Genomic DNA, 18,122 nt, shown 5'->3' on the forward strand with positions numbered 1-18,122 from the left:
TCAGACCTCCTCCCGTAGCAGCCGCAGATAGACCAGGGAGAACAGCGAGCCGAAGACCAGCAACAACAGGGCCACCGCCGTTCCGTAACCGATCAGGGCGTCCCGGAACGCCTGCTCGTACATGAAGACCGGGAGGGTCTGGCTGCGGTTGCCGGGGCCTCCTCTGGTCATCGCCCAGATCAGTCCGAAGACCGAGAGGGTCTGGAGGGTGTTGAGCATCAGGTTGGTGCCGATGGAGCGCCGGATCATCGGCAGGGTGATGTACCACAGCCGCTTCCACCCTCCGGCGCCGTCCAGTTCGGCCGACTCCCGGACCTCCAGGGGGATGTCGTTCAGCGCGGCGGAGTAGACCAGCATCGAGAAGGCGGTGCCCCGCCAGACGTTGGCGAAGGAGACCGCCAGGATGGGCAGGGTGAACAGCCAGTTCTGGGCGGGCAGATGGGCCCACTCCAGCAGGGAGTTGAGGGTCCCGCGCTTGTGGAAGAACATGTACAGCATCGCGCCGGCCACGATCTCCGGCACCACCCAGGCGCAGACCACCACCGCCCCGGTGACCGTTCGCATCACCCGGGAGGCGCGGCGCATCAGCCCGGCCAGGGCCAGGCCGAGGGTGTTCTGTCCGACCAGGGAGGACAGCACCGTGAACACCAGGGTGAGCCAGACCGCGTTGCGGAACTCCGCGTCCCGGAAGGCCCGGGTGAAGTTGTCGAAGCCCACGAAGGAGTACGAGGACTGCCCGGTCAGCTGGAGGTCGGTGAACGCGTAGTAGACGCAGTACGCGATGGGACCGGCCAGGAACAGCAGCAACAGCGTGGTGGCCGGCGCCAACGGCAGCCAGCGCCAGGGGCGTTGCCGCCGGCCCGGTCCGGCCGACCCCTTCGAGGAGGCCGGAGCGGGTACGGGTCCCGGGGTGCCGCTCATTTGCGCACCACCGCCCCGTCGGTGATCGACCGTAGTTCGCGGTCGTACTCGCGGGCGGCCTTCTCGGGGCTGGCCTGTTTGGTGGTCACCTTCTCCATGGCCTCACCGATCGCGCCCGACACCCGGGGGTAGGCCGGGAGGGCCGGGCGGTAGTGGGTGTGGCGCACCAGGTCGGTGAAGAAGTCGATCCCGGGCATGGACCTGAGGTACCGGGGATCCTCGGCCACGTCCTTGCGTACCGCGATCTGGGCACCCTGCACGCACCACTTGACCGCGTTCCGCTTGCTCTGGAAGGTCTCGATCATCTTCCACGCCAGGTCCGGGTTGGGGGCCTTGCGGGGGACCGCCCAGGTCCAGCCGCCGGAGAGGCTGACCTTTCCCGGGGCGGAGCCGTCCTGGGTGGGCATCGGGGCCTGCTTCAGGGTGGTGGACCACTCCGGCCAGGGCGTCTCGCCCCCGGACTTCAACCAGTGCTGGCCCAGCCAGGATCCGTCCAGGTCGATGGCGAGCTTCTGTTCCGGCAGCAGTTCGGTGGCCACCCGGCTCTGGATGTTGGCGTCCAGCGCCTCGGAGACCTCCGGCCCGAGCTTCTCGCGGTAGACGGTGTCGTAGAACTCCAGCACGTCCCGGAAGCCTCTGCTTCCGCTGATCCACTTCTTGGTGTCGGGGTCGTAGAGCGGGTCCTTACCGGTGCCGTACAGCAGCATCTCGAAGCCCTGCATCACCGCCGCCTCGCCGGCTCCCTTGCCGGTGAAGACGTTCAGGGGGACGACGCCGGGCACCTTCTTCTTCAGGGTGCGGGCCGCCTTCAACACGTCGTCCCAGGTCCTGGGCTTCCAGTCAGTGGGCAGTCCGGCCTTCTCGAAGAGCTTCCGGTTGAACCACAGTCCCCGGGTGTCGGTGCCGTCGGGTACGCCGTAGGTCCTGCCGTCCTGCCCCTTGGCGGCGTCCTTGGCGCTGTCCTCGAACTGGTCCCAGTCCGACCAGTTCTTGAGGTGCTTGTCCAGCGGTCGCAGGTATCCGGCCTCGATGTCGGAGCTGATGAGGAAGGTGTCCTCGTACACCAGGTCCGGGGCGGTGCGTGGGGCGCGCATCATCTGCTGGATCTTGGCGTAGTAGTCGTTGGGGGTGGCCTGGATGGGCACCATCTTGACCTTCTTGCCGGGGTACTCGGCCTCGAAGTCCTTCTTCACCGCCTCGATGTAGTTGTCCCGCACGCGCACCTTGTTGTCGGTGTCGCGGAGGAAGGCGACCTTCACGGTGTCGGGATCGCTGCCGCGCAGTTCGCCGCAGGCCGTGAGGGAGGCGGCGACCGTGCTGGCGGCGAGGAAGAGGAGCAGCGGGGCGTTGCGGCGCACGGGCTTGACCTCCTAGGCCACGGCACGGAGTCGGCCCGCGAGAGGCCACGGCACGGGTGTAGTTGGACGGTGACCGTAAGGTGCCGTGAACGGGGGGTCAATGGGCCCGACGGCAGTGGGCGGCACTTCGTTGACAACGTTGTTCCACCGACCGGTACCAACCGGGGCGGGCCCGCCCAAACCGAAGGTGCCCGCCCCCGGGTCGAGGGGCGGGCACCGGTGGGTGCGCGTGGGTCAGCCCTGGTACCCGGCGAGGATCTTGGAGAACGCGTAGGTCTCCTGGTCGATGCCGCTGCACGAGGAGCCCGGCTCCTGGCCGTCCTGGCAGGCGCGGTCACGGTTGACCGCCCAGAAGCTCACCCGGGCCAGCTTGTGCTCCTTGGCGTAGTCGACCATCTGCTGGAAGTCGTCGGGGCTGATGACCTCGCCCTCCACGTCGGTGTGCCCGTTCATGGAGGAGAAGCCGACCTTGGCGTAGGCCTCGTCGTCGGAGAGGCCGTACGCCTCCGCGACGGTGTCCTTCAGCCCGTCGACCGCGCCCTTGGTGGCGGCGACCATGTCGGTGGTGCCGTCGCCGTAGTCGAAGGGCATCAGGGTCCAGCCGTCCACGTCCAGACCGGCTTCGGCGCCCTTGGCCACCAGGTCCTTGCCGTTGTCGTTGGGGCCGGTCGGCGTGGTGCCGAAGGTCAGGTAGACCTTGATCCCGTCGTTGTCGTCCTTGACGATCTTCAGCGCGTCGATGACCCGCTGGCGGACCTCCTCGGTCTCGAACTCGGTGGACTCGATGTCCACGTCCAGGGACTTCAGGCCGTAGGCGTCGATCACCTTCTGGTACGCGCCGGCCAGGTCCTCGGCGGACTGGCAGGCCTCGCCCAGCTTGTTGCCGCTCCAGCCGCCGACCGAGGGCGTGATGTCGCCGCCGGCCTGCTGGACCGCGGCGATGGTCTCCGCGTCCTGGCTTCCCTCCAACGGGCGCTGGCCGTCCCAGGCGGGGTTGCAGCCGCCGTCGGAGAGGATGAAGGCCATGGTCAGCTGGGTGTTACCGGTCTCCTGGAGGAACTCGGTGGCGTTGGGGGGCTCGCCCCAACCCAGGTACAGGTAGGGGCCGTTGAGGCCGCTGGGGGCGGCGTTCTGCTGGACGTGCTGCTGAGCGTTCTGCTGGGCGCCGCCGCTCTTGGTCGGGGCGGCGGGGCTGGCCTGCGCGGTGGCGGCGAGGCCTCCGGCCAGGGTCACGGCGGCGGCCAGTCCGAGGGCCAGCCGGCGGCGGGTACGGCGGTGGGGGCGGGCGGACACGGTGGGGGGCAGGGTGGGGGGACGCACGACACACTCCGTTCGTGGGGTGGAGCCTGGGCGGTGGCACGTTACTGAGACCTCATTGGTCCAGACAATAGGGCGGCGGGAACTTTGCGCGGGTTCCCGTGCCCGGGTGGCCCTCCCCGTCGCCCCGCGCCCACCCCGTGGGCGGCCGGGCGAGCGGCCTACTGCCGCCAGCGGTAGTGCAGTTCGGGTCGCCCGACCTGCCCGTACCGCGGGCTGCGGTCCACCCGGCCGGACTCCACCAGGTGTTCCAGGTAGCGGCGGGCGGTGATGCGCCCGACGCCGACCTGTTCGCCGGCCGCGCTCGCCGACAACCCCTCAGGGCCCGCGGTACGCAGCGCCTCGACCACCGCCTTGAGGGTGGGCGCGCTCAACCCCTTGGGCAGGGCGGCCGGTTGGGGGGTGCGCAGGGTGGACAGGGCCCGGTCCACCTCGTCCTGGCTGCCGACCTTGTCCCGGGTGCCGGTGCTGTCACGGAACTCCGCGTACCGCTCCAGCCGGTCCCGCAGCGTCGCGAAAGTGAACGGTTTGAGTACGTACTGCACCACGCCCAGGGACACCCCCTCGCGCACCATGGCCAGGTCGCGGGCCGAGGTGACCGCGAACACGTCCGCGCCGTGGCCCGCCGCCCGCAGGGTCCGCACCAGGGACAGCCCGTGCCCGTCGGGCAGGTACAGGTCCAACAGGATCAGGTCCACGTCCAGCTGCTCCAACGCCCGGGAGGCCGCTCCCGCACTGTGCACGGTGGCCGCCACCGAGAACCCCGGAACCCGGGACACGTACTGGGTGTGGGCGTCGGCCGCCACCGGGTCGTCCTCCACGACCAGGACCGACAGCCCCGGGTGCCCGGTCACGGTCGCTCACCGGCCCCGCCCGGGAGGGTGTTCGCCACCGCGACGGTTGTCGCCGCCTCCCGGGGGCCACCCTGGCGCCCCCCGTCCTCCGGCGGCCTCGCGTGCCCCAACGGCAGCCGTACGGTGAACCACGCGCCCCCCTCGGGGCAGTCCCCGCACTCCACCGTGCCCCCGTTGCGGCGTACCGCCTGGCCTACCAGCGCCAGCCCCAGACCCCGGCCGCCCTCCTCGCCGTCGGCCGCCTTGGTGGTCCACCCCGGGGCGAACAGCCGGGTACCGGCGTCCTCCGGCAGCCCGGGACCGTTGTCCGCCACCTCGATCCACAGTTCGCGCCCCCACCCCGGGCTCCCGGCACCGTGCCGCTCCACCCCCTCGGGAACCGTGACGACCGGGGCCTCGCCCGGTGGGGTGGCGGGGGTGCCCGAGGCGGCCTGGCCGTGACCCTCCTCGGACCCCGGGGAGTACGGTCCCGGACCCTCCCCGGGCCCCCGGGTCGCCTCCGCGCCGTCGTCGCGGGTGACCTGGGGTTTTCCCGCTCCGTTCGGACCCGTGGCGGGGGCGCCGTCCGATGCGCCGTCCGATGAGGGGGCCGATCTCTGGGCCGACGCCCGGGCCGACGTCGGGGCGACCCCGTCCGCCGTGGGCTGCCCGGGGAGATCGCCGGGGTCCGGGGTGGGGTCCGGGGCGCCGTTGCCCGGGGACGAGGGGAGCGCCGTCGTGGTGGGGGAGGCCGGGGTGGCCGGATCCTCCAGTGGGCGGACCAGCAGGGAGACCCGTACCTCGGGGCGCTGGCCCGTGGTCGGCCCGCCGGCTCCCGGGTGGGTGCCCAGGGCCTCCAGGGCGTTGTCGATGAGGTTGCCCAGCACGGTCACCAGGTCGCGTGCCGGGAGTTCGGGCGGGAGGGAGCCGTCGTCCACCCGGCTGTCGGGGCTCAGTACGAGTTCCGCGCCCCGTTCGTTGGCCTGGGCGGCCTTGCCCAACAGCAGTGCGGCCAGCACCGGTTCGGACACCGCCGCCATCAGCTTGTCGGTCAGGGTCTGGGCGAGTTCCAGCTCGGTGGTGGCGAACTCCACGGCCTCCCGTACCCGGCCCAGTTCGATCAGGGACACCACGGTGTGCAGGCGGTTGGCGGCCTCGTGGGACTGGGCGCGCAGGGCGTCGGTCAGCCCCCGGACCGAGTCCAGCTCCCCGGTCAGCGCCTGGAGTTCGGTGTGGTCACGCAAGGTGATGACGGTGCCCCGTCGTCGCCCGCCGTCCACGGGGGAACTGTTGACGGTCAGTACCCGGTCCGCCGTCAGGTGCAGCTCGTCCACCCGGGGGCTCTCCGAGGCGAGGGCGGCCGTCAGGCCGGGGGGAAGCCCCAGGTCGCGGAGGTGTCGGCCGAGGGCCTGGTCGGGGGTCAGGCCCAGCAGTTCGCCGGCGCCGTCGTTGAGCAGGGCCACCCGTCCCTCGCTGTCCAGCAGCACCAGCCCCTCCCGTACCGCGTGGAGGGTCGCCTGGTGGTAGTCGTGCAGGCGCCGTAGCTCGCCGGCGTTCATGCCGTGGGTGTCCCGCCGCAGCCGCAGGCTCAACAGCCAGGTGCCCAGTCCTCCCAGGGCCAGCGCGCCGCCGGCCACGCCCAGCAGCGGAGGCAGGGCGCCGCGCAGTTCGGCGCTGATGTTCTCCACCCCGATCCCCACGCTGACCAGCCCGATCACGCGGTTCCCCGGTTCCCCGGAGCGTATCGGGGCCACCACCCGTACCGAGGGGCCGAGGGTGCCGGTGTAGGTCTCGGTGAAGGTGCGGCCCTGGCGAGCCGGGCCGATGTGCCCCACGAAGGTGCTGCCGATCCGGTCGGGTTCGGGATGGGTCCACCGTCGGCCGTTGGGATCCATCACCGTGATGAAGGTGGCCCCGCTGTCCTTGCGCACCCGCTCCGCGTAGGGCTGGAGCATCGCGCTGGGGTCGGGGGAGCCGATGGCCTCGCGCACCGACGGCGCGTGGGCGATCGCCATGGCGGTGGCCGTGACCTGGGAGCGGGCCGCGTCCTCGGCCCGGCTGCGATGGGTGAGGTACGCGTAGACGGCGCAGGCGCCGACGGCCAGTGTCACCAGGACCACCTGGGCGGCGAACAGCTGACCGGCGAGGCTGCGGGGACGGGGGACGCGCACCTGCTCAGTGTGCACCTCCCCGCCTCGTGCATGACCGCACGGTTTCCGCGAACGCCTCGTGAACGAAATGCACGTAACAGTGACGTGGGCCACTCGCGCGTGCATAGTCGGCGCATCCTGACCAGTACGCGGAAGGCGCCCTGATCGCCGAGACCGGGTACGGTCCACGCACTTGACTCCTCCTAGAGCCGTAGATCGACAGGGAGCCCGTGGTGTCAACACAGAATGCCTCGAAAAGCCAGCCCGCGCCCCCCGAGAGGAGACGGGACCGCACCCACTACCTCTACCTGGCGGTCATCGTGGCCGTCGTGCTGGGCATCGGGCTGGGCTTCGCCGCCCCCGGGGTGGCCACCGAGCTGAAGCCCCTGGGCGAGGGCTTCGTCAACCTGATCAAGATGATGATCTCGCCCGTCATCTTCTGCACCATCGTGCTGGGCGTGGGGTCGGTGCGGAAGGCGGCCAAGGTCGGCGCCGTCGGCGGCCTGGCCCTCAGCTACTTCATGGTGATGTCCACCGTGGCGCTGGCCATCGGCCTGGTCGTCGGCAACATCCTGGAGCCCGGACACGGGCTGGAACTGACCGACGCGGCACGTCAGGCCGGTGAGGACCAGGCCAAGGACGGCAGCGAGTCGACCACCGCCTTCCTGCTGGGCATCATCCCGACCACCATGGTCTCGGCCTTCACCGAGGGCGAGGTGCTGCAGACGCTGCTGATCGCCCTGCTGGTGGGCTTCGCGCTCCAGGCCATGGGCTCGGCCGGTGAACCGGTACTCCGGGGCATCGGACACATCCAGCGCCTGGTCTTCCGGGTGCTGGCCATGATCATGTGGGCGGCTCCGGTCGGCGCCTTCGGCGCCATCGCCGCGGTGGTGGGCGAGACCGGGGTGGACGCGCTGAAGTCACTGGCCATCATCATGATCGGCTTCTACGTGACCTGTGTGCTGTTCGTCTTCGTGGTGCTGGGCGTGATGCTGCGGATCTTCACCGGGCTGAACATCTTCAGCCTGCTGAAGTACCTGGCGCGGGAGTTCCTGCTGATCCTGTCCACTTCCTCCTCCGAGTCGGCGCTGCCGAGGCTGATCGCCAAGATGGAACACCTGGGAGTCAGCAAGCCGGTGGTGGGCATCACCGTGCCGACCGGCTACTCCTTCAACCTGGACGGTACGGCGATCTACCTGACCATGGCGTCCCTGTTCGTGGCCGAGGCCATGGGTGACCCGCTGTCGGTCGGCCAGCAGATCTCCCTGCTGGTGTTCATGATCATCGCTTCCAAGGGCGCGGCGGGTGTGACCGGTGCCGGTCTGGCCACGCTGGCCGGTGGTCTCCAGTCGCACCGGCCGGAGCTGGTCGACGGTGTCGGGCTGATCGTGGGCATCGACCGTTTCATGAGCGAGGCCCGGGCGCTGACCAACTTCGCGGGCAACGCGGTGGCCACGGTGCTGATCGGGACCTGGACCAAGGAGATCGACCGGGAGCGGGTGGACCAGGTGCTGTCCGGTCAACTGCCCTTCGACGAGGCCACCCTGGTCGCCGACGAGGGCTCCGAGGCCCCCGAGGGCCCCGAGGAGAAGAGCGGGATACCGGCCCAGCAGTCACTCAGCAAGGAGTCCAGCGAGGCCTGATCCCTTCGTGGAACCGGGCCGGACGAACCCGGTTCGGACCCTGCATGACCCCGTCCCCGGACGGGGTCATGCGGTTTTTCCCAACGCACGGAACCGTTCACCATCCCCTCACAGCCTCTACGCTCACGTGATGCCGCCCGCGGGAGAGCGGGCACCGGCCGAGTCTCAGGAGGCACAGTCATGGCGGAAGTCGGTTTCAGCCGGCGGAGCTTGTTCAAGGTCGGCGGGGGAGCCGCCGCGGGTCTCGCCCTCGCGGGGACCGGCGCGGCCGTGGCCCGAGGGGTCGGACAGGGCGCCGCGGCTGATCCGCAGATCCCCGTCAGCAAGGCCTTCGACCTCAAGGACCCCGCGGACGCGCTGCTGATGCACAAGCAGGCCTGGTGTCCGTCGGTGATGCAGTCCTTCGGCATCGACCACCTCAACGGCCACCTCTACGTGGTCCAGGTCATGTTCAACCCCGACGACGGCGTCCCCTACTCCAAGCGCAGGAAGGAGGGGGACCTGGCGGTGACCAAGCTCAGCCTGGACGGGAGCACGAAGCTGGGGCGGATGTACCTGCGGGGCTTCGGCCACGGCGCCCAGATCGGGGTGGAGCCGACCGCCAAGGGCTCGGCCCCGTACATCTGGGTGGAGTACGACTCCAAGGTCAACAAGGAGGGCAAGGTCGGCTACGGGCAGAAGGTCTGCCGGATCAAGTACGTCGGACCGGACACCGGCAAGCCGCCGCGCAGCTTCCACTGGGACAACGACACCGACCGCAAGGACATGGACTTCCAGGACAAGATGCCGGACCTGTCCACCCTTCCGGGCAGCGGCTCCATCAGCAGCCCCCGGGCGGTGATCGACCCGGTGAACCGCCGGCTGATGCTGCGGCTGACCCGTGGTGGCGGGCACCAGGCCGCCGTCTACGACCTGGACCACGCCGCCGAGAACCAGCCCAGCAAGCTGGTGGGCTTCCGGGACAAGCTGCCGCAGACCGGCACCAGCCAGGGTTTCTGCCTCTTCGGCTCGTACGCGTACTTGCTGGAGGGCAACTCCTACAAGAACGGCGGCCCCGGCGACCCGGACGACAAGGGCAACACCTACATCACCCGGGTCGACCTCAACACCGGTGAGAAGACCCGGGAGTTGACCCGCGCGCTGAAGAGCCTGACCTACCGCGAGCCGGAGGGCATGGGCATCCACGCGACGGACAACCCCCGGCTGTGCTTCGCCTTCTCCTCCGGGGCGTCCAACGACCGTCGGGTCAACATCGCCTACAAGGACAAGCTGGTCTGATCCGGTCCGGCGCGGCGCTCCGGGAGTACCCGGGGCGCTACGCCGGCGTCAGCCAGACCGTGGCCAGCGGAGGCAGGGTCAGGCACAGGGAGACCGGCCGGCCGTGCCGGGGCAGCGGATCCGGCTTGAGCGGGCCCGGGTTGCCGACCCCGCCGCCCCCGTAGCGCGGGTCGTCGGTGTTCAGCGACTCCACCCAGCCGGGCACCGACTCCGGTACGCCCAGCCGGTAGTCCCTCCGCACCACCGGGGAGAAGTTGCTGACCGCCAGCAGCGGGGTGCCCTCCGCGTCGTGACGGAGGAAGGCGAACACGTTGTCCTCCGCCGCGTCGGCGTCCACCCAGGCGAAGCCGGAGGGGTCGGTGTCGCGCTGCCACAGGGCCGGATGGTCCCGGTAGGCGCGGTTGAGGTCGGCCACCAGGTCCCGTACTCCCCGGTGGTCGCCCTCCGCCCCGTACGAGGGGTCCAACAGCCACCAGTCCGGGCCGTGGGCCTCGGACCACTCCGCGCCCTGGGCGAACTCCTGGCCCATGAAGAGGAGTTGCTTGCCCGGGTGGGCCCACATGTAGCCGAGGTAGGCGCGGTGGTTGGCGCGGCGCTGCCACCAGTCGCCGGGCATCTTGCCGACCAGCGAGCCCTTGCCGTGCACCACCTCGTCGTGGGAGATCGGCAGGACGTAGTTCTCCGAGTAGGCGTACACCATGGAGAAGGTCATGTCGTGGTGGTGGTAGCGCCGGTGCACCGGGTCCTTGCCGACGTAGACCAGGGAGTCGTGCATCCAGCCCATGTTCCACTTGAGGCCGAAGCCCAGTCCGCCCCGGCCGTGGTGGCCCGGCTCGTGGGTGGGGCGGGTGACCCCGTCCCAGGCGGTGGACTCCTCGGCGACGGTGACCACTCCGGGGCAGCGCCGGTAGACGGTGGCGTTCATCTCCTGGAGCAGTGACACCGCGTCCCAGTTCTCGTTGCCCCCCTCGGAGTTGGGGGCCCACTGCCCCTCGGAGCGGGAGTAGTCGAGGTAGAGCATGGAGGCCACGGCGTCCACCCGCAGCCCGTCGACGTGGAACTCCTCGCACCAGTAGAGGGCGTTGGCGACCAGGAAGTTACGGACCTCGCGGCGGCCGTAGTCGAACTCCAGGGTTCCCCAGTCGGGGTGTTCGGCCCGGCGCGGGTCGGGGTGCTCGTACAGCGGGGTGCCGTCGAACCGGGCCAGGGCCCAGTCGTCCTTGGGGAAGTGGGCCGGCACCCAGTCCATCAGCACCCCGACGCCGGCCCGGTGGAGCGCGTCGACGAGGTACCGGAAGTCGTCCGGGGTGCCCAGCCGGGCGGTGGGCGCGTAGTAGCCGGTGATCTGGTAGCCCCAGGAGGGGCCGTAGGGGTGCTCGGCGCAGGGCATCAGCTCGACGTGGGTGAACCCCAGGTCCCGGACGTACGCGGGGAGTTGCTCGGCCAGCTCCCGGTACCCCAGTCCGGGGCGCCAGGAGGGCAGGTGCACCTCGTAGACGGACATCGGCCGGTCGTGGGCGGTCCACCCGGCCCGCCGCTCCAGCCACTCGGCGTCCCCCCACCGGTAGTCGTCCCGGTGCACCACGGAGGCGGTCGCCGGGGGCGCCTCGCTACGTCGCGCCATCGGGTCGGCCCGCAGACTGTGACCGCCGTCGGCGGCGACCACCTCGAACTTGTACCGGTCACCCGGGCCGATGTCCGGTACGAACAGTTCCCACACCCCGCTGGAGCCCAGGGAGCGCAGCGGCAGCGCGGTGCCGTCCCAGTGGTTGAGGTCCCCGGCCAGCCGTACCCCCCTGGCGTTGGGGGCCCACACCGTGAAGCGGGTCCCGGCCTCCCCCTGGTGGGTCATCGGCCGGGCGCCCAACGCCTGCCACAGCCGCTCGTGCCTCCCCTCGGAGATCAGGTGCAGGTCCACCTCGCCCAGGCTGGGCCAGAACCTGTAGGGGTCGCCCACCTCGACCCGGTCGGGGTGCTCGGTGCTGCCGTACTCGACCAGCAGCCGGTAGGAGGGGAGCTCCGCCCGGGGGAGTACGCCCGCGAACAACCCCCCGCCCTCCGAGGGCAGTTCGGCCCGCAGACCGGGGGCGACCACCGTGACCCGTCGGGCGTGCGGGCGCAGCGTCCGCACCAGCAGCCGTCCGTCGAGGGGGTGGGCGCCCAGCAGCGAGTGGGGGTCGTGGTGCTCGCCGGCCAGCAGCCGTTCCCGTTCTCCGTCCGGCAGGGGGGCGGCGGGGCGGACCACGTCATGTGCCACTTCCTCGGCTCCCTCCGTCCTCCGCGCGCCGTCGGCGGTGGAGACGACCGGGGCGGCGGGCGCGGCGTCGGCGCGGGACACGGCGCCGGGGGACGCCTTCTCACGGGAGGTGTCGCGGGGCCGCTCGGAGGGGGTGCCCCCCTCGGGGGAGGGCAGCGGCTCGGCGCCGGGGGTCGGGGCGTTACGCCTGGTGGCGCGCGTAGACGGCGCGGCGGCACGGGCGGGACGTCGGGCAGCGGACACGGGATCTCCTGGGGCTCAGCCGTTCGCGTCCGAGGGGGACCCGGCGAGGCGGCGGATGGCGGACAACGGGATGGGCAGCCACGAGGGCCGGTGACGTGCCTCGTACAGCACCTCGTAGACGGCCTTGTCGGTCTCGAAGGCACGGAGCAGGGCGGCACTGTCGCGGGGGTCGACCCCCGCCGCCTCGGCGTACCCGGCGCAGTACGCCTCGCGGCTGGCGGCGGCCCACCGCCGGGCCCGGGCGTGGGCCGGGTCGCCGTCCGGGGTGGAACCGGGGGACGCCTGGGTGAGGGTGGCCGCCGCGTAGTCGAAGGAGCGCAGCATCCCCGCGATGTCCCGTACCACGGGCTGTGGTTCGCGCCGCTCTGACAGGGGCCGGGCCGGCTCCCCCTCGAAGTCGATCAACGACCAGCGGCAGCCCTCCCGCCACCTGCCCGGCGGGGCGGCGGCCGGGGACGCGTCCCGCGTGGACGGCGCCCCGTACGCCGCGCCCCGACCCGGCGCGGAGCCCTCCGGCCGCGCCGTCAGGGCGGCGTCGACGGAGTCCGGGCCGCCCGGGGTGACGGCGTCCCCGGCCCAGGAGCACAGCACCTGCCCCAGGTGCAGGTCCCCGTGGATCCGCTGGGCGCGCAGGGCCGGCCCCGCCTCGATGTCGCAGGTCAACGCGGCGAGTGCACGGGTCAACCCGGCCTGGTGGGGGCGCAGTTCGGGTACCACCTCGCAGGCCGAGGCCAGACGGCGGGCCATGTCCGAGGCCAGTCGCTCACGCTGCTCGGGGCCCAGCTCGGTGGTGGGCAGCGCGGCGGCCAGCCCGGCGTGCACCTCGGCGGTGGCCCGCCCCAGGGCGTGGGCGGCCGTCTCGAAGCCCTCGCCGGAGTGCAGGGCGTCCAGTGCCAGCCGCCACCCGTCGACGGCGCGGGGCACGAAGGGTTGCAGCACCCCCAGGGTGAACGCCTCGGACGGCCGGCCCCCGGGTGCGCCGTGACCGGTCAGGGGCCGGGTGGGCACGCTGTGCGGCGGAGCGGGTACGTCGGGGGCCGACCCGGAGGCGTCGGTACCGGTCGGTGCCAGGGCGGGGGTGGGCCTCGCCTCGCACCAGGCGGTCGGGGCGGGCACCCGACGGGAGCCGGTACGGGCCAGGGCCAGGGGCAGTTCCAGGTCGGGGTTGAGGCCGGGGCCCACCCGTCGGAACAGCTTGAGGATGTGCGAGGTGCCGAAGACCACCGAGGAGTTGGACTGGTCGGCGGCCAGCGGGCGGGGCCGCAGGCCGGAGCCGATGGCCGAACCCGGTTCGCGCACGAACCTCAGGTCGCCGACCGTGCCCGGGGCCCGCAGCCGCTCCAGCAGTACCGAGCTGAGCCGAGCGTCCTGCAACCCCTCGTAGACCGTCAGCCCCCGCAGGGGCCCGGACCGTGGGCGTCCGATGACGGCGGGGGCCAGGTGGGAGGGCGGGGCGGGGTGGAGCCCGAGCAGCAGCTGGTAGCAGTCGGTGGGGGCGCCGTCCTCGGTGACCAGTTGGGGCTGCCGGGCCCGGACCAGCAGGTGCAGCAGTCCGGGGGCGTGCGCGGACGAGGAGGGTGGCAGCAACTCGGTGACGGAGACCAGGTGGAACCCGAGGATCGGGTGCCCCTTGCCGGCGAACCAGCGTTGGCGCGGCAGCCACTCGGCCAGCAGGGGCGCGAGGGAGCGCAGGAGGGCACCGTGAGGTCCGGTCGGTGGCGCCGGGGGGTCCGCGCGCAGGGCCGTGGACGTCTCCGTGGTGGCGCCGGACGGGGTGCGGTCCGACATGGCGTCCTTTCCCCGGGAGCGTAGGAGGGCGAGCCAGAGTGTCCCGGATGACGACGGTGGCGTGGTGGCGCTGGATGACGTGTCGGTGCTTCTCGGGGGGAACGGGCCCCGGTGGGGCGGCCGTACGTCGCCGGTTCGCACGGAGCGGGTGGCCGTGCGAACCGGCGTACGAGGCGCGGGGGTTCAGTCCTCCCCGGTGGCCGACAGTGGCGTCCCGGGGGTGGGGCGGCGGAGCCGGAACCAGTAGAAGCCGTGCCCGGACAGGGTGAGCAGATAGGGCAGTTCGCCGATGGCAGGGAACCGCACCCCGCCGATCAGCTCCTCCGGTACGCGGCCGTCGAAGCGCCGCAGGTCCAGCTCGGTGGGCTGGGGGAAGCGGGAGAAGTTGTGCACGCACAGCACCAGGTCCTCCTCACCGTCGTCCGTCACCACCTCCCGGAGGAAGGCCAGCACGGCGGAGTTGGAGGAGGACAGCTCCTGGTAGCTGCCCAGTCCGAAGGCCGGGTTCTGCTTGCGGATCTCGATCATCCGCCGGGTCCAGTGCAGCAGCGAGGAGGGCGAGCTCATGGCCGCCTCCACGTTGGTCACCTGGTAGCCGTGCACCGGGTCCATGATGGTCGGCAGGAACAGCCGCCCCGGGTCGCAGGAGGAGAAGCCGGCGTTGCGGTCCGGGGTCCACTGCATCGGGGTGCGGACCGCGTCCCGGTCACCGAGCCAGATGTTGTCGCCCATGCCGATCTCGTCGCCGTAGTAGAGGATCGGGGAGCCGGGCAGGGACAGCAGCAGCGCGGTGAACAGTTCGATCTGGTCGCGGTCGTTGTCCAGCAGGGGCGCCAGCCGGCGTCGGATGCCGATGTTGGCGCGCATACGCGGGTCCTTGGCGTACTCCGCGTACATGTAGTCGCGCTCCTCGTCGGTGACCATCTCCAGGGTCAGCTCGTCGTGGTTGCGCAGGAAGATGCCCCACTGGCAGCCGCTGGGGATCTGGGGGGTCTTGGCGAGGATCTCGGAGACCGGGTAGCGGGACTCCCGGCGTACGGCCATGAAGATGCGGGGCATCACCGGGAAGTGGAAGGCCATGTGGCACTCGTCGCCGCCCTCGGCGTAGTCGCCGAAGTAGTCGACCACGTCCTCCGGCCACTGGTTGGCCTCGGCCAGCAGCACGGTGTCGGGGTAGTTGGCGTCGATCTCGGCCCGCACCCGCTTGAGGAACTGGTGGGAGGCGGGCAGGTTCTCGCAGTTGGTGCCCTCCTCCGCGTACAGGTAGGGCACCGCGTCCAGCCGGAACCCGTCGATCCCCAGGTCCAGCCAGAACTTCAGCCCCGAGATCATCTCCTCCTGCACCCGGGGGTTCTCGTAGTTGAGGTCGGGCTGGTGGGAGAAGAAGCGGTGCCAGTAGTACTGCCTGCGGACCGGGTCGAAGGTCCAGTTGGAGGCCTCGGTGTCGACGAAGATGATCCGCGCGTCGGCGTACCGCTTGTCGTCGTCGGCCCAGACGTAGTAGTCGCCGTAGGGGCCCTCGGGGTTCTTGCGGGACTCCTGGAACCACGGGTGCTGGTCGCTGGTGTGGTTCATGACGAAGTCGATGATGACCCGGATGCCCCGTCGGTGCGCCGAGTCCACGAACTCCACGAAGTCGGCGAGGTCCCCGAACTCCGGGAGCACCGCCGTGTAGTCGGAGACGTCGTAACCCCCGTCCCGCAGGGGGGACTGGAAGAAGGGCGGGAGCCAGACGCAGTCCACGCCCAGCCACTGGAGGTAGTCGAGCTGGGACGTCAACCCCTTGAGGTCGCCGATGCCGTCGCCGTTGCTGTCCTGGAAGGAGCGTACGAGGACTTCGTAGAAGACCGCTCGCTTGAACCACTCGGGGTCGCGGTCCTTGGTGGGGGTGTCCTCGAAGGTGTCGGGGACGGGCTCGTTGACGATCATTCTTGGGTGACCCTCCGGTCGGCTCGGTGAGGTCGCAGGGTGAACACGTGCGCCGGCACCGGGAGTGCCGAGGTGGCCGCCGAGGGCTGGGGGAGGACCTCGGTCGGAGACAGTCGCACGTAGTTGGCCCTGCCCCATGGGTAGGTCTCGCCGGTGAGCAGGTCGCACACCGGGAACGTCTCGTCGCCCCGCTCCTGCGCGGGGGTCAGGTCCAGGTGGCTCAGGTCCAGGGAGACCGTCGCCTCGTGGGTGTGGTGGGGGTCGAGGTTGACCACGACCAGCACGGTGTCGGCGTGGGGCTGGCCCACGCCGGGGGCGCAGCGTTTGGAGTAGGCGATCACCTTTTCGTTGTCGGTCTGGTGGAAGCGCAGGTCGCGCAGCTGTTGGAGGGCGGGGTGCGCGCGGCGGATCCGGTTGAGCCGGGTCAGCAGCGGTGCCAGGGTCTCCCCGCGACGTTCGGCCGACGCCCAGTCGCGGGGGCGGAGTTGGTACTTCTCGGAGTCCAGGTACTCCTCGCCGCCGCCCTCCACCGCGCGGGACTCGCACAGTTCGTAGCCCGCGTACACGCCCCAGGAGGGGGAGAGGGTGGCGGCCAGCACGGCCCGGATCGCGAAGGCCGCCGGCCCGCCGTCCTGGAGGTAGTGGCTCAGGATGTCGGGGGTGTTGGTGAAGAAGTTGGGCCGCATGTAGGAGGCCGCCGGGCCGGTGAGTTCACCGAGGTACTCGGTCAGTTCCCGCTTGTCGTTGCGCCAGGTGAAGTAGGTGTACGACTGCTGGAAGCCGATCCGGGCGAGGGTGTGCATCATCGCGGGCCGGGTGAACGCCTCGGCCAGGAAGATCACGTCCGGGGCGGACCGGTTGACCTCCGAGATCACCTTCTCCCAGAAGGGCACCGGTTTGGTGTGCGGGTTGTCCACCCGGAAGATCCGCACCCCACGGTCCATCCAGAACCGCAGCAGCCGCACCGTCTCCCGGACGATGCCGTCGAAGTCCGCCTCGAAGTTGAGCGGGTAGATGTCCTGGTACTTCTTGGGCGGGTTCTCCGCGAAGGCGATAGAGCCGTCGGCGCGGTGCCGGAACCACTCGGGGTGCGCGGTCACCCAGGGGTGGTCCGGGGAGCACTGGAGGGCGAAGTCGAGGGCGACCTCCATCCGCAGGGAGCGGGCCTTGCTGACGAAGTGGTCGAAGTCCGCGAAGCCGCCGAGGTCGGGGTGGAGGGCGTCGTGGCCGCCGTCGGAGGAGCCGATGGCCCAGGGGCTGCCGACATCGCCCGGGCCGGCGGTGAGCGCGTTGTTGGGTCCCTTGCGGAACGATTCGCCAATCGGATGGATCGGCGGCAGGTACACCACGTCGAAGCCCATGGCGGCGACGGCCGGGAGGCGTTCGGCCGCCGTACGCAGGGTGCCGGACACCGGGGGCCGGCCCTTGGGGACCCGGGCACCCTCCGAGCGGGGGAACATCTCGTACCAGGAGCCGAACAGCGCCCGACGGCGCTCCACCCGCAGCGGCAACGGCCGGGTTCCGGTCAGCTGTTCGCGCAGCGGGTGCCGGGTGAGGGCGGCCAACGCCTCGGGGGAGAGGGCCTGTTGGAGCCGCTCCGACAGTGGCAGATCGGTGTCCCGCAGCCGGTCCACGGCCTCCAGCACGGTGGAGCGGCCGTCGTTCTTGGGGACCGTGAGCGCGGCGCGCTCCAGCAGTCGTGCGCCCTCCTCCAGGGTGAGGGCGGCGTCGGCGCGGTCGCCGGCCGCGACCTTGATCGTCGCCTCACGGCGCCAGGTGGTGACCGGGTCGCCCCAGGCCTCGACCATGTAGGTCCACTGGCCCTCCACGTTGGGGGTGACCTCGGCGCCCCAACGGTCGGTGCCCTCGGCCAGTTCGCGCATCGGGAGCCAGGGGCCGTGCCGGCCGGTGGGGTCGCGGAGGACCACGTTGGCGCCGAGGGCCTCGTGCCCCTCCCGGAAGACGGTGGCCGAGATCTGGAAGGTCTCGCCGACCACCGCCTTGGCGGGGCGACGTCCACAGTCGACCAGCGGCTGCACGTCGAGTACGGGGATGCGACCGATCATGGGCTCACCTGAGGGAAGTGTGACTTGCGGGAAGTCGTCCCTTTGTATCCGTTTGGTGGGGGTGAGGTCGGTTGCGCCAGGCTCGCTGGAGGCGCTTCACTCGGGTGGGCGTGCGGGGGAAGTCGCGCGCCCCCTGGTCGAGGCGGGCGCTCCCCGCCCCGCTCCGTGGCGCGACCGGCGGCCCACGGTCCACGAAGGGGCGCCGCTCCCGATCCGACCGAGGGCTCTCTCGCTCGGGGCGCGGGCGTCGGGGTGTCCGGCGTGCCGTACGGCGGGAGTCGGGCAGAGGGCGACCCGTACGGCCGGGGTGGCCGCCCTTTCGGGTCGGTGTGCCACGTT

At 71.3% G+C, this 18,122-nt stretch carries 10 protein-coding genes and 1 pseudogene; 2 read left to right on the forward strand and 9 right to left on the reverse strand.

Annotated features, from left to right (window positions below; all coding sequences use genetic code 11):
- From ABZT14_RS07545 to ABZT14_RS07565, 5 genes are all read right to left on the reverse strand, one after another.
- Positions 1 to 921, reverse strand: a complete 921-nt coding sequence (locus ABZT14_RS07545; RefSeq protein ID WP_356298270.1) for a sugar ABC transporter permease — start codon at positions 919 to 921, stop codon at positions 1 to 3.
- Positions 918 to 2,279: an extracellular solute-binding protein gene (locus ABZT14_RS07550; RefSeq protein ID WP_356298272.1), complete on the reverse strand. Its 1,362-nt coding sequence runs from the start codon at positions 2,277 to 2,279 to the stop codon at positions 918 to 920. Before ABZT14_RS07550 ends, ABZT14_RS07545 begins: the two co-directional genes overlap by 4 nt.
- Before the next feature lie 234 nt (positions 2,280 to 2,513).
- Positions 2,514 to 3,599 carry a chitinase gene (locus ABZT14_RS07555; RefSeq protein WP_356298274.1) on the reverse strand — a complete coding sequence of 362 codons (1,086 nt, stop codon included), beginning with the start codon at positions 3,597 to 3,599 and terminating at the stop codon, positions 2,514 to 2,516.
- Positions 3,600 to 3,757: 158 nt separating this feature from the next.
- Positions 3,758 to 4,450: a response regulator gene (locus tag ABZT14_RS07560; protein ID WP_356298276.1), complete on the reverse strand. Its 693-nt coding sequence runs from the start codon at positions 4,448 to 4,450 to the stop codon at positions 3,758 to 3,760.
- Complete coding sequence (locus ABZT14_RS07565; protein ID WP_356298278.1) at positions 4,447 to 6,600, reverse strand: ATP-binding protein; 2,154 nt, start codon at positions 6,598 to 6,600, stop codon at positions 4,447 to 4,449. Before ABZT14_RS07565 ends, ABZT14_RS07560 begins: the two co-directional genes overlap by 4 nt.
- A 212-nt stretch (positions 6,601 to 6,812) precedes the next feature.
- Between ABZT14_RS07565 and ABZT14_RS07570 the strand changes: the two genes are divergently transcribed.
- Together ABZT14_RS07570 and ABZT14_RS07575 are read left to right on the forward strand one after the other, a co-directional pair.
- The gene (locus tag ABZT14_RS07570) at positions 6,813 to 8,222 is read left to right on the forward strand and encodes a cation:dicarboxylase symporter family transporter (protein WP_356298280.1); all 1,410 of its coding nucleotides are present in this window, start codon (positions 6,813 to 6,815) and stop codon (positions 8,220 to 8,222) included.
- Positions 8,223 to 8,402: 180 nt separating this feature from the next.
- On the forward strand, positions 8,403 to 9,500 hold the full coding sequence (locus ABZT14_RS07575) for a hypothetical protein (protein WP_356298282.1): 1,098 nt from the start codon (positions 8,403 to 8,405) through the stop codon (positions 9,498 to 9,500).
- Between the two features lie 37 nt (positions 9,501 to 9,537).
- Here the strand turns inward: ABZT14_RS07575 and glgB are convergent, their stop codons facing one another.
- From glgB to ABZT14_RS07595, 4 genes and pseudogenes are all read right to left on the reverse strand, one after another.
- A complete protein-coding gene (gene glgB, locus ABZT14_RS07580) occupies positions 9,538 to 12,000 on the reverse strand; it encodes a 1,4-alpha-glucan branching enzyme (protein ID WP_356298284.1) in 2,463 nt (820 codons plus the stop codon).
- Between the two features lie 15 nt (positions 12,001 to 12,015).
- The gene (locus tag ABZT14_RS07585; protein WP_356298286.1) at positions 12,016 to 13,788 is read right to left on the reverse strand and encodes a maltokinase; all 1,773 of its coding nucleotides are present in this window, start codon (positions 13,786 to 13,788) and stop codon (positions 12,016 to 12,018) included.
- Between the two features lie 183 nt (positions 13,789 to 13,971).
- Positions 13,972 to 15,717: a maltose alpha-D-glucosyltransferase gene (gene treS, locus ABZT14_RS07590; protein WP_356298288.1), complete on the reverse strand. Its 1,746-nt coding sequence runs from the start codon at positions 15,715 to 15,717 to the stop codon at positions 13,972 to 13,974.
- Positions 15,718 to 15,721: 4 nt separating this feature from the next.
- Positions 15,722 to 17,783, reverse strand: a pseudogene (locus ABZT14_RS07595) (alpha-1,4-glucan--maltose-1-phosphate maltosyltransferase); the annotation flags it as partial.
- Positions 17,784 to 18,122: the final 339 nt, after the last annotated feature.

Source organism: Streptomyces sp. NPDC005438 (assembly GCF_040606315.1).
Taxonomy (GTDB): Bacteria; Actinomycetota; Actinomycetes; order Streptomycetales; family Streptomycetaceae; genus Streptomyces.